The sequence below is a fragment of the Streptomyces sp. GC420 genome, from assembly GCF_009916105.1.
Lineage (GTDB): Bacteria > Actinomycetota > Actinomycetes > Streptomycetales > Streptomycetaceae > Streptomyces.
Map to the genome: position 1 here is coordinate 1 of NZ_JAAAXQ010000038.1, position 12738 is coordinate 12738.

The window sequence follows — 12738 nt, forward strand, 5'->3', positions numbered from 1 at the left end:
GTGCGGGGGAGGGAGGGCGGCGGTCCCTGAAGGCTCACCACACGGTCGACGACCGCCAGCAGCGCCGGCCGGTGGACGACGAGCAGGACCGTGCGGCCCACCGCGAGGCGACGGACCGCATCGACGATCTCCGCCTCGGTCCCCCCGTCCAGACTCGCCGTCGGTTCGTCGAGCAGCAGCACCGGCCGGTCGGCGAGGAACGCCCGTGCCAGCGCGAGCCTTTGACGCTGGCCCGCCGAAAGGCCGACGCCGCCCTCTCCCAGGGTGGTCTCGGCACCTTGCGGCAGCGCGGCCACGAACTCGAGAGCACCCGCGTCCCGGAGCGCCCGCGCCACCTGTTCGTCATCGGCGTCCGGCCGTACGAGGCGCACGTTCTCCGCGATGGTTCCCGCGAAGAGATGAGGCCGCTGCGGCACCCAGGCGATCTGCCGCCGCCACTCCTCCTGCGCCACCGTCGCCAGATCCGTGTCGCCGACGAGGATCCGCCCTGCTGCGGGCTCGGCGAAACCCAGCAGGGTATGCAGCAGAGTGGACTTGCCCGCGCCGCTGGGGCCGACGAGCGCGACCGTCTCTCCCTGTTTCACGTGAAACGTCGTGGATGGCAGGGATGGTTCGAGGCGCCCCGGGTGGCGCACCACAAGGCCTTCCACGCGCAGCCCCGCCGACGCCCTGAAGTCCGGTGCCGCAGAGTCCCCGCCGGTCCTCGGCTCGGTCTCCAGCACCGCGAAGATCTCTTCGGCCGCCGCCATCCCTTCCGCCGCCGCGTGGAACTGCGCGCCTACCTGCCGCAGCGGCAGATAGGCCTCCGGGGCCAGCACCAGAATCACCAGACCGGTGTAGAGGTCCAGCTCGCCGTGGACGAGCCGCATGCCTATCCCGACCGCGACCAGGGCGACCGAGAGAGTGGAAAGCAGTTCCAGTGCGAACGAGGAGAGAAAAGCGACTCGCAGCGTCCGCATGGTGGCCCGCCGGTAGTCACCGGTGATGGACTGGATCGACTCCGCCTGCGCCTTGGCCCGCCCGAAGACCTTCAGCGTCGGCAGCCCGGCGACAACGTCGAGGAAGTGTCCCGACAGCCGGGAGAGCAGCCGCCACTGCCGGTCGGTCATGGACTGGGTGGCCCAGCCGATGAGGACCATGAAGACAGGGATCAGCGGCAGAGTGCCCACGATGATCGCGGCCGAGACCCAGTCCTCGGTGACGATGCGGGCCAGCACCGCCGCCGGGACGACCACCGCAAGACCCAGTTGCGGCAGATAGCGGGCGAAATAGTCGTCGAGAGCGTCGATCCCACGGGTGGCCAGGGCGGTCAGTTCACCGGTCCGCTGTCCTTCGAGCCACCCCGGTCCGAGACGCACCGACCGTTCCAGCAGTTGCGCCCGCAGCTCGGACTTGACTGCGGCCCCGGCCCGGTGGGCCGCCAGCTCCGTGAGCCAGCCCACCAGGGCCCGTCCCAGCGTCACAGCTGTCAGCAGCGCCAAGGGCTGCCACAGGCCGGAGACGTCCAGATCACGCTCGAACGATCCGACCACCACCTCGGCGACAAGCATCGCCTGGGCGACGACCAGTCCTGCCCCGAAAAGCCCCAGGGCCACCACCGAGACAAGGAAGCGGCGGGTGGACCGGGCATGCCGGAGCAGACGCGGATCGATCGGTTTCACGTGAAACACACTCCACTAGTGCGCGTCGGCGAGGTGCTGCGTACCGATGCGCTTCCGGAACACCCAGTACGTCCAGCCCTGGTAGAGCAACACCAGAGGGGTCGCGATCCCGGCGCACCAGGTCATGATCGTCAGCGTGTACGGGGCCGAGGCGGCGTTGGTGACCGTCAGGCTCCACTCCTCGTTCAGCGAGGACGGCATGACGTTGGGGAACAGGGTCAGGAACAGCATCGCGATGGTGGCCACGATCGTGACGCCGGAGAGCGCGAACGCCCAGCCCTCACGTCCCCCCCGCACGGCCAATGTGCCGGCGATCAGCGCCGCCACGGCGACGATCGTGGCTGCCAGGCTGGCGGTGTCTCCGCGGCCGGCCTGGGTCCAGCCAAGGAAGCCGAGCACCAGCACGGCCGTGACAGGACCGAGCCGCAGCGCCAGCCTACGGGCCCTCGCCCGAATGTCGCCGACGGTCTTGAGTCCGGTGAACACGGTGCCGTGGAAGGTGAAGAGCGCCAGGGTGACGATGCCGCCGAGCAGGGCGTACGCGTTCACGAGGTCGAGGGGACCGCCGACGAACTCCAGGTTCCGGTCGATCTTCAGCCCGTGCACGAAGTTCCCGAAGATGACACCCCACAGCACGGCCGTGATCAGTGAGGTCCAGAAGATGGTGTGTTCCCAGTTGGTCTGCCAGCGGTCCTCCGGCCGCTTCACGCGGTACTCGAAGGCGACACCTCGCAGGATCAGGCAGATCAGGATGACGAGCACCGGCAGGTAGAACCCGGAGAGCAGCGTCGCGTACCACTCGGGGAAAGCGGCGAAGGTCGCTCCTACGGCGGTGATCAGCCAGACTTCGTTACCGTCCCAGACGGGTCCGATGGTGTTGATCAGTACGCGCCGCTCCGCCCGGTCACGGGCCAGGATCTTGGTGAGCACACCGACTCCGAAGTCGAAGCCCTCCAGGAAGAAGTAGCCGATCCAGAGGACCGCGATGACGATGAACCAGAGGTCGTGAAGTTCCATACCTCGACTCCTCAGTACGAGAAGGCCATGGGGCGGTCGGCGTCGTCCTTGTCATGGCCGCCGATGGTGGTGGGCGGGTTGAGGTCGGACTCGGTCAGCTCCGGTGGCCCGGCCTTGACGTACTTGGCCACGAGCTTGACCTCGATCACAGCGAGGGCGGCGTAGAGCAGGGTGAACACGGTCATCGAGATGAGGACCTCGGCCTGGGAGACACCGGGGGAGACGGCGTCCCGGGTCTGCAGCACTCCGTAGACAGCCCAGGGCTGGCGGCCCATCTCGGTGAAGATCCACCCCCAGGAACTGGCGAGAAGGGGGAAGCCGAGGGTGAGCAGGGCCAGCTTCCAGTACCACTGCGTGAGCCGGGTGCCGAGCGGCTGGTTCTTGAACAGGACCAGATGCGGCACCTCGTCCTCGCCGACCCGGAGGTGGTTCGGCAGCATGAACTTCTTCCGGGTGAGCCAGAGTCCGGCGACACCGATGGCGAAGGACACCATGCCGAAGCCGATCATCCAGCGGAAGCCCCAGTAAGCCACGGCGATGTTGGGCCGGTAGTCGCCGGGACCGAACTGCTCCTGAAGCGCTTCGTTGGTGTCGTTGATGCCGGGGACGTACGAAGTGAAGTCGTCGTGGGCGAGGAACGACAGCAGGCCCGGGATCTCGACGGCGACCTTGTTGTGGCCCGCGTCGACGTCTCCGTATGCGAAGACCGAGAAGGGAGCGGGCCCCTCGCCGTCCCACAGGGCCTCGGCCGCGGCCATCTTCATCGGCTGCTGCTCGAACATGACCTTGCCGAGCCGGTCTCCACTGATCGTGGTGAGGACGCCGCCGATCACAAGAGTGACCAGCCCGAGCCGCAGCGACGTCTTCATCACCGGGACGTGCTTCTTGCGGGCCAGATGGAAGGCGGCGATGCCGACCATGAAGGCCCCGCCGGTCAGGAAGGAGGCGGTGAGGGTGTGGAAGACCTGGACGAGTGTCGTGTTCTGGGTGAGAACCAGCCAGAAGTCGGTGAGCTCGGCACGCCCGGTCGTCTCGTTGATGCGGTACCCGACGGGATGCTGCATCCAGGAGTTGGCGGCCAGGATGAAGTAGGCGGAGAGGGTGCTGCCGAGCGCGACCATCCAGATGCATGCCAGGTGGATCTTCTTCGGCAGCTTGTCCCAGCCGAAGATCCATAGCCCGATGAAGGTTGATTCGAAGAAGAAGGCGATCAGGGCCTCGAAGGCCAGCGGGGCACCGAAGACATCGCCGACGAAGCGCGAGTAGTCGGACCAGTTCATGCCGAACTGGAACTCCTGGACGATGCCGGTGACCACACCGAGCGCGATGTTGATCAGGAAGAGCTTGCCCCAGAACTTGGTGGCCCTGAGGTACTTCTCCTTGCCGGTGCGTACCCAGGCTGTCTGGAGGCCGGCGGTGAGGGAGACGAGGGAGATCGTCAGCGGGACGAACAGGAAATGATAGACGGTCGTGATGCCGAACTGCCAGCGCGCCAGAGTCTCCGGCGCCAGTGCGAGTTCCACCTCGCCTCCTCCAAAAGATGGTGCATGTCGGGCGAACGCGGCGCGCTTGTGAACGCGTTCACATTCACAAGCAATTATGCACGCACGACTTTTCGATCGAGGAGCCGGGGTCCCCAAAGCAAGGACCGGCAGGTCCCTTCACGGGACCCACCGGTCCTTGACAGAGGTCAGCCGGCTCCCGCCGTTCACAGACGGGCGCGGAAGGCCTCAGCCGTGTGCAGGAAGATGTCGTTCGCCTCGCATTCGCCGATCGTGACCCGCACTCCCTCGCCGGAGAACGGCCGGATCACCACACCCGCCTCCTCGCAGGCCGCGGCGAAGTCCGCGGTCCGGTCCCCGAGGCGCATCCAGACGAAATTGGCCTGGGTCTCCGGGACGGTCCATCCCTGCTTCAGCAGCGCCTCGTAGACCCGGGTGCGCTCGCAGACCAGGGAGCCGACCCGCCCCAGCAGTTCGTCCTCGGCCCGCAGCGAAGCCACCGCGGCGTCCTGCGCGATCTGGCTCACACCGAAGGGGACCGCGGTCTTGCGCAGCGCCGCCGCCACCGGCTCGTGCGCGACCGCGAAGCCGACCCGCAGCCCGGCCAGCCCGTACGCCTTGGAGAAGGTGCGCAGCACAGCCACATTGGGGCGCGAACGGTAGAGCTCGAGGCCGTCCGGTACCCGGACGTCTCGAATGAATTCCTTGTACGCCTCGTCCAGCACGACGAGCACGTCCGAGGGCACCCGGTCGAGGAATCGCTCCAGCTCGGCACGGTGCACCACCGTGCCGGTGGGGTTGTTGGGGTTGCACACGAAAATGAGCCGGGTCCGGTCGGTGACCGCCTCGGCCATCGCGTCGAGGTCGTGCACCTCTCCCGGCGTCAGCGGCACCTGCACCGAGGTGGCGCCGCTGATCTGCGTGATGATGGGATACGCCTCGAACGAGCGCCAGGCGTAGATCACCTCGTCCCCGGGACCGGAGGTGGCCTGGATCAGCTGCTGGGCGACACCGACCGAGCCGGTTCCGGTGGCCAGGTGCGAGACAGGCACGCCGAAGCGCTCGGACAGTTCGTTCATCAGACCGGTGCAGGCCATGTCCGGGTAGCGGTTGAACGCTCCGGCCGCCGCCGCGACCTGCTCCATCACCCCGGGCAGCGGCGGATACGGGTTCTCGTTGGAGGACAGCTTGTAGGCCGCGGGGCCGTCGGCCGCGGCCGGCTTGCCGGGCTTGTACGTGGGGATGCCGTCCAGCACGGGGCGCAGCTTGGGGCTCACAGATCCTCCTCGGTTCGAATACTGCTTACCTTATGAGGATTCGGCCGCGCTGCGAATGGTCCTGCAGCGGCCGGCTCCCGGCTCCTCGGGGTGCCGCCCTCCACCCCGAGGGGCGCTCCGCGCCAAGTGCGCGCCGGTGGCTCACTCCGTGGCGCGCATCGCCCGTGCAGGTGAGTTGAGACCTCTTCGCAACCTGAGCCATTTGGCAGGTCCATCCGACCCGACAAGCGGTGGATCATTGCTTGAACGGTTAACTCCCTTGATTTCCAAGGCAGTTAGCGCTATATGACCTTGCAGAAACGTGCCTGTCAACGTGTGCATATGCACGACCTCGCAGGGTCCCGCCGCGCCCTACTATCGGCACGCCATGACAGCAGCAGGGAAGCACCAGGTGAGCCGGGCGGATATCTCTCGCAGGGGCAGTCGGCAGGGTCGTGCGGGCATCCGGGATGTGGCCGCCGCAGCCGGAGTCTCCATCACGACCGTCTCCGACGCGCTCAACGGCAAGGGCCGGCTCCCGGACGCCACCCGCCGCCATGTCCGCGAGGTCGCAGACAGGCTGGGCTATCGCCCGTCCGCCGCGGCCCGAACGCTCCGCACCGGCAAGTCGGGCCTCATCGGTCTGACCGTGACCACGTACGGGGATGAACCTTTCACCTTTACCGAGTTCGCGTACTTCGCGGAGATGGCACGGGCCGCCACCTCCGCCGCGCTCGCCCGCGGCTATGCCCTGGTGATCCTCCCGGCGACCTCCCGCCACGACGTCTGGTCCAATGTCGCGCTCGACGGCACCGTCGTGATCGACCCCTCGGACCAGGATCCGGTGGTCAGCGAGCTGGTGCGCCAGGGCCTGCCCGTGGTCTCCGACGGCCGGCCGGCCGGCACGCTCCCGGTCACCGCCTGGGTCGACAACGACCACGAGGCCGCCGTACTGGAGATCCTGGACCACCTCGCGGAGGCCGGGGCGCGGCGGATCGGGCTGCTCACCGGTACCACCACGGACACGTACACCCGGCTCTCCACCACCGCCTACCTCGGCTGGTGCGAGCGGGTCGGCCAGGATCCCGTGTACGAGGAATACCCGGCACACGACCCGTGTGCGGGCGCCGTGGCCGCCGACCGCTTACTCGCCCGGCCAGACCGGCCGGACGCCGTGTACGGGCTCTTCGATCCCAACGGCACGGACCTCCTGGCCGCCGCCCGCCGGTACGGCCTGCGGGTCCCCGACGATCTGCTGCTGGTCTGCTGCAGCGAGTCGACCGTCTACGCGAACACCGAGCCGCCGATCACCACGCTGTCGCTGAAGCCACGCCGCATCGGCACCGCCGTCGTCCAGCTCCTCATCGACGCCATCGAGGGCATCGACAGAGGGCGGCCCGTCGAGCAGGTGATACCGACGGAGCTGATCGTGCGGACCTCTTCCCAGCGCCGGCCGCCGCGCACCACGGTCAGCGCGCCCCGCTCCCCCTCATGACGCGCCCGGGCCGGCCCGCCCCGGGTCGGTCCGTGTGCCGATCCGCCCGGCCGGACCACCCGCCGGGCTGCTCATTTCGGGAGAAAACCGCGACGAATGAGGTCCGCGCCCGGATTCACCACCCCTGGTGCGTCACAAGGCACGATCCGCATTCCTATGATGGGCGCACGACACCGCGGACCATCCCCGACCAGGACGGTCCGCCCGGTGTACGGCGCAACGGTGGTGGAGGGGCCGATGACTCAGGGGGCCGGGCTGGGACCCGAGGCGCGTACGCCGACGGTGCGTGACTTCCGCGTGCCCGCGTATGTACGCCAGACCGGCCTGCCGGCCTACACGGAGGGCGGGCCGGCTTTCGCCGAGGGCGAGGTCCCTGAGGGCTACACACCCACCCAGCGTGATCTCCCCGTCATCAGCCGCGGTGGCCCCGGTGACACCGTCCAGGTGCAGCTCGCGCCCGATCCCCCGCAGGTCCCCACCGGGCTCGGTCCGCTCTATGTCGTCGGTGACGTGCACGGCTACCTCGACGAGCTGCTCGCCGCCCTCGCCCAGCAGGGGCTCATCGACCCCGAGGGCCGCTGGGCCGCCGGCAACGCGCGGCTCTGGTTCCTCGGTGACTTCACCGACCGCGGCCCCGACGGCATCGGAGTCATCGACCTGGTGATGCGGCTCTCGGCCGAGGCGGCGGCGGCCGGAGGCTACTGCAAGGCCCTGATGGGCAACCACGAGTTGCTGCTCCTGGGTGCCAAGCGCTTCGGCGACACACCGGTCAACTCGGGTGCGGGGACGGCCACTTTCCAGGCCGCCTGGCTGCTCAACGGCGGCCAGCGCAGCGACATGGAACGCCTCCAGGACCATCATCTGCAATGGATGGCCCGGCTCGACGCGGTGGTCGAGGAGGACGGTCATCTGCTGATGCACTCCGACACCACCGCCTACCTCGACTACGGCGACTCCATCGCGGCTGTCAACGACGCGGTGCACGAGGTACTCACGCGCAATGACGCGGATGAATGCTGGGACCTTTTCCGCAAGTTCACCAAGCGCTTCGCCTTCCGCGACGACGAGTCGGGACCGCAGGCCGTGCGGGAGCTGCTCGCGGCGTACGGCGGACAGCGGATCGTGCACGGACACAGCCCGATTCCGTATCTGCTGGGCCAGGTCGGCTCCGAGGACGGCGAGGAGGACGGCGGCCCGAAGGTGGACGGACCGCATGTCTACGCGGACGGTCTCGCGATCGCCATGGACGGCGGCGTCACGATGGCCGGAAAACTGCTGGTAGTCCAACTCCCCTTGCCCGTTTGAGCACTGATCGGGAAGGCGCACAAGAGGGCACGTGTCGCTCCCCCATGGGCCAATTTCCGGAAACACCCTGTCAACGCGTGCCGTGAGCGCTCTACCATCGGCTTATCCGTAGCAGGCTCTCCTCCGTTTATGCCTCACCGCCGGCCCAACGCCGGCACCACGGCCCTACGGAGCATCGGGGGATGCACATGAACAGCGCCGGGCACCTGTTTGCCGAGGACCGACCGGAGTTCGAGCGGATCCTCGACGACGTGCTGCGCGATGCCCACAACCGCCCAGAACTCGCCGCCGTCGGGCAGCGGCTGAACGTCGAACAGTTGCGCACGATGGCCCTCAAGGCGGCCGCCCTGATCACGGCGGCCGCCGCCACGGAATACGCGAACTATGTGAAGGTCCGCGACCAGTGGCGGGACCCTTCACCGCTGCGCGGACCCGACGGAGGGATCGAGGACCAGCGTCCCGGCGCCTCGGCCTTCCCGGCCGGAATGACCGAGGTCGCGGAGACCACGGGGGCCGGTCTGGTCGCGGTGGTCGCGGTACTGGCACCAGTGCTCGCCGGAACCGCCGCGCTGATCTTCCTGCTCGTCGGGTACGTCCTGAAGATGCTGACGCCCGAGCCCACCATCGCGGACACCATGCTGACCGCCGGCTGGCTGTTCGGCGGGCTCATGGCCGCGGGCATCCTGGTCGCTGCGGTGGGACTGCTTCTGACCGCGCTACGGAACGGCGCGAATTCCCTTCCCGCCGGCCGCGAGAGCGAAGTTCCGGAGGAACTGGCCAGAGCCAGGGACGCCTGGCGGGAGGCCCTCCAGGAGCGGGGAATCCTGCCCTTCCTGCGCGACACCCTGGCGGAGCCGGCTCCTCCGCCCAGCGCTCCGCGACGTCCGGCAGGCCGCACACCCAACCTCGGTTACAGCCGTCCCGGTTTCTCCAGCCCCGCCCTGGAGGACGGCGCACCCCAGAGCCCGCGCCCCAGCTACACCAGCCCGGACTACACGAGCCCCGACTACGGCGGGCCGGAGCACCAGCCGGACTAGCCGGCCGCTCCGGACCGCCGAAGCAGGGCGTTTCACGTGAAACACCCTCCCAGGGCGCCGATGGGTGCGCGCCGTGCAGTGCTCACGCTGACCGTCCGCCGGTCAGTCGGCCACCGGCAGGTACACGCGGTTTCCCGCCGCCGCGAACTCCGCCGACTTCTGCAGCATCCCCGCCGCGACCTCTTCGTCCGTGGCCGTCGGTGCCGCGTCCCCTCCGAACTGCTCCGTGATACTTCTGCTGATCTTCATCGAGCAGAACTTCGGTCCGCACATTGAGCAGAAGTGCGCCGTCTTCGCGGGCTCCGCGGGAAGCGTTTCGTCGTGGAACGAGCGGGCCGTGTCGGGGTCGAGGGCCAGATTGAACTGGTCCTCCCAGCGGAACTCGAAGCGGGCGTCCGACAGGGCGTCGTCCCACTCCTGGGCACCGGGATGGCCCTTGGCCAGGTCGGCCGCGTGCGCCGCGATCTTGTAGGTGATGACGCCGGTCTTGACGTCGTCGCGGTCGGGCAGGCCCAGGTGTTCCTTGGGGGTGACATAGCAGAGCATCGCCGTGCCCCACCAGGCGATCATCGCCGCACCAATGCCGGAAGTGATGTGGTCGTAGGCGGGGGCGATGTCGGTCGTCAGCGGGCCCAGCGTGTAGAACGGCGCCTCCTCGCAGATCTCCTGCTGGAGGTCGATGTTCTCCTTGATCTTGTGCATCGGGACATGTCCCGGACCTTCGATCATGGTCTGTACGCCGTGCCTCTTGGCGATGGTGTTGAGCTCCCCGAGAGTGCGCAGCTCCGCGAACTGTGCCTCGTCGTTGGCGTCCGCGATGGATCCGGGGCGCAGACCGTCTCCGAGCGAGAAGGTCACGTCGTAGGAGGCGAGGATGTCGCAGAGCTCCTCGAAGTTCTCGTACAGGAAGGACTCCTTGTGGTGCGCGAGGCACCACGCGGCCATGATCGAACCGCCGCGCGAGACGATCCCGGTCTTCCTGCGGGCGGTCAGCGGCACATAGCGCAGCAGCACACCGGCATGGACCGTCATGTAGTCGACGCCCTGCTCGCACTGCTCGACGACGGTGTCCCTGTAGATGTCCCAGGTCAGTTCCTCCGCCTTGCCGTCGACCTTCTCCAGCGCCTGGTAGAGCGGCACGGTGCCGATCGGCACGGGGGAGTTGCGCAGGACCCACTCGCGGGTGGTGTGGATGTTGCGGCCGGTGGAAAGGTCCATGACCGTGTCGGCGCCCCAGCGCGTCGCCCAGGTCATCTTCTCGACCTCCTCCTCGATGGAGGAGGTCACGGCGGAGTTGCCGATGTTGGCGTTGACCTTCACCAGGAACCGCTTGCCGATGATCATCGGCTCGCTCTCCGGGTGGTTGACGTTGGCCGGCAGCACCGCCCGGCCCGCGGCGATCTCCTCCCGTACCACCTCCGGCGAGACGTTCTCCCGGATGGCGACGTACTCCATCTCCGGGGTGATCTCGCCCCGCCGTGCGTAGGCGAGCTGGCTGACCGGCTGTCCCGGCCGCCCACGGCGGGGCAGCCGGGGCCGACCGGGAAAGACGGCGTCGAGGTTGCGCAGCCCGCCCCGCGGCGAGGTGTGCTTGATGCCGTCGTCCTCGGGCCGGACCGGGCGGCCCGCGTACTCCTCGGTGTCGCCCCGTCCGACGATCCAGTTCTCCCGCAAGGGCTCCAGCCCGCGGCGAACATCCGTGGTCACGGCGGGATCCGTGTACGGCCCTGAGGTGTCGTACAGCGAGATGTTCTTGCCGTTGGTGAGGTGCACCCGGCGGACCGGCACTCGCAGATCGGGGCGTGAGCCCTGGACGTATCCCTTGTGCCAGCCGATGAGCCTGCCGTCGTCCTGAGGCTCCTCGGAGCCGGAGGCAGGCATGCGTGCATCATCCTGAACGGTCATGAGACCTACTCCCTACGCCGGCATTACCCGGTAACAGGTTCGGCGGTCGACGCAGCGGTTTCCGTATCTCGCGTACGGAGTTCAGCGCCCTCTCAGCCCGGTGCTCCGAGCTCCCGCGTGTGCAAAAGCGTTCCCACGCTAGCGTCAGTCGGGCGTAACTGAACAGAGGGCCCCCTGTTCGTGCACGGTTGTCTGCGGCTTCTTGCGATGATCGGGCGGTGACCGATACGCAACCCCCCGCTCCGGACCCGCACGGGCACGGCCATTCCCATGCCCACAGCCATGGGCCCGCCGCCCCCGTCTCGCGGCACCTCCGCAAGGTCATTGCCGCGGTGCTCATCCCCTTCGCCACGGCGGTGGTGGTGGGTCTCGTCGTGCTCTGGCCGGGCGGCGCGCCCGACCACGAGCGCACCGGTGTCGGCTTCGACCGGCAGACCGAGCAGGGCACGGTGGTCGATGTCGAGCAGGTCGACTGCAAGGACGTCAACGTCTCGCAGACTCCGTCGAACGGTGACACCTCCACCCCTGAGGGCCGGGAGGCCGAGCGGGCGCAGAACGGTGACTGCGGCCGGGCGACGATCGAGGTGACGACCGGCCAGAACAAGGGCAGGAAGTTCACCGAGATCATCCAGCCGGACGCGCCCCGCCAACTGGAGGAAGGCCAGGGCGTGGTGGTGGCCTACTCACCCGATGCCCCGGAGGAACTCCAGTACTCCGTGACCGATGTGGACCGCCGGGTGCCGATCGCGGTCCTGGCCGTCATCTTCGCGCTCGCCGTCGTCGCCGTGGGCCGGATGCGCGGTGTGCTCGCGCTTGTCGCTCTCACGGCGAGCTTCCTCGTACTGACCTTCTTCATCCTGCCGGCGATCCTGCAGGGCTCGAATCCGCTGCTGGTGGCGATCGTCGGGGCGAGCGCCATCATGCTGATCGCTCTGTATCTGTGCCACGGCCTGACCGCGCGAACCTCGGTGGCCGTGCTCGGCACGCTGGTGTCGCTGCTGCTGATCGGCCTGCTCGGCTCGATCTTCATCGACTGGGCGAGCCTGACCGGCAACACCGACGACTACACCGGCCTCATCCATGGGCTCTATCCCGATATCGAGATGAGCGGTCTGCTCCTGGCCGGCATCATCATCGGTTCGCTCGGTGTACTCGACGATGTGACGGTCACCCAGACCTCGGCGGTCTGGGAGCTACACCAGGCGAACCCGACGCTGGGCGTGCGAGGCCTGTACCGCGCCGCCATCCGCATCGGCCGAGACCACATCGCGTCCGTGGTGAACACGCTCGTACTGGCCTACGCCGGTGCGGCCCTTCCGCTGCTCCTGCTGTTCACCATCGCGGAGAGCAGCGTGGGTTCCATCATGAACAGCGAGTTGGTGGCTCAGGAGATCGTGCGCACGCTGGTGGGCTCGATCGGTCTGGTCGCGTCTGTGCCCGTGACAACCGCACTGGCAGCCCTGGTCGTGTCCGCCGACCGCTCGCCCGGCGCGGGGACCGCCGAGCCGGCCCCCGCGGCACGCGCTGGGCGGGGCAGGCGCCGCAAGCGCTGAGAGGCCG

9 protein-coding genes and 1 riboswitch are annotated in these 12738 nt (G+C 68.3%); of the genes, 4 read left to right on the forward strand and 5 right to left on the reverse strand.

Annotation, left to right across the window (positions count from 1 at the left end; all coding sequences use genetic code 11):
• The 4 genes from cydD to hisC all read right to left on the reverse strand — a co-directional run.
• Nucleotides 1-1661, reverse strand: a 1661-nt coding sequence (cydD, locus tag GUY61_RS07600) for a thiol reductant ABC exporter subunit CydD (protein ID WP_166629295.1), incomplete at its 3' end; no start/stop codon positions are given.
• 15 nt (nucleotides 1662-1676) lie between these two features.
• A complete protein-coding gene (cydB, locus tag GUY61_RS07605; RefSeq protein ID WP_166629296.1) occupies nucleotides 1677-2678 on the reverse strand; it encodes a cytochrome d ubiquinol oxidase subunit II in 1002 nt (333 codons plus the stop codon).
• Between the two features lie 11 nt (nucleotides 2679-2689).
• The gene (locus GUY61_RS07610) at nucleotides 2690-4201 is read right to left on the reverse strand and encodes a cytochrome ubiquinol oxidase subunit I (protein ID WP_166629297.1); all 1512 of its coding nucleotides are present in this window, start codon (nucleotides 4199-4201) and stop codon (nucleotides 2690-2692) included.
• Nucleotides 4202-4386: 185 nt separating this feature from the next.
• Entirely contained in the window at nucleotides 4387-5457 is a 1071-nt protein-coding gene (gene hisC / locus GUY61_RS07615; protein ID WP_166629298.1) for a histidinol-phosphate transaminase, read from the reverse strand.
• Between the two features lie 367 nt (nucleotides 5458-5824).
• Here hisC and GUY61_RS07620 point away from each other — a divergent pair, with 367 nt between their 5' ends.
• From GUY61_RS07620 to GUY61_RS07630, 3 genes are all read left to right on the forward strand, one after another.
• Entirely contained in the window at nucleotides 5825-6931 is a 1107-nt protein-coding gene (locus tag GUY61_RS07620) for a LacI family DNA-binding transcriptional regulator (RefSeq protein ID WP_166629299.1), read from the forward strand.
• Between the two features lie 237 nt (nucleotides 6932-7168).
• Nucleotides 7169-8236: a metallophosphoesterase gene (locus GUY61_RS07625; protein WP_166629300.1), complete on the forward strand. Its 1068-nt coding sequence runs from the start codon at nucleotides 7169-7171 to the stop codon at nucleotides 8234-8236.
• Between the two features lie 182 nt (nucleotides 8237-8418).
• Complete coding sequence (locus GUY61_RS07630) at nucleotides 8419-9273, forward strand: hypothetical protein (RefSeq protein ID WP_166629301.1); 855 nt, start codon at nucleotides 8419-8421, stop codon at nucleotides 9271-9273.
• 102 nt (nucleotides 9274-9375) lie between these two features.
• Here the strand turns inward: GUY61_RS07630 and thiC are convergent, their stop codons facing one another.
• A complete protein-coding gene (gene thiC / locus GUY61_RS07635) occupies nucleotides 9376-11178 on the reverse strand; it encodes a phosphomethylpyrimidine synthase ThiC (RefSeq protein WP_279576771.1) in 1803 nt (600 codons plus the stop codon).
• Nucleotides 11171-11305: riboswitch (TPP riboswitch) on the reverse strand. It overlaps the preceding gene by 8 nt.
• A 91-nt stretch (nucleotides 11306-11396) precedes the next feature.
• Here thiC and GUY61_RS07640 point away from each other — a divergent pair.
• Entirely contained in the window at nucleotides 11397-12731 is a 1335-nt protein-coding gene (locus GUY61_RS07640; protein ID WP_166629303.1) for a YibE/F family protein, read from the forward strand.
• The last annotated feature ends 7 nt before the right edge of the window (nucleotides 12732-12738 follow it).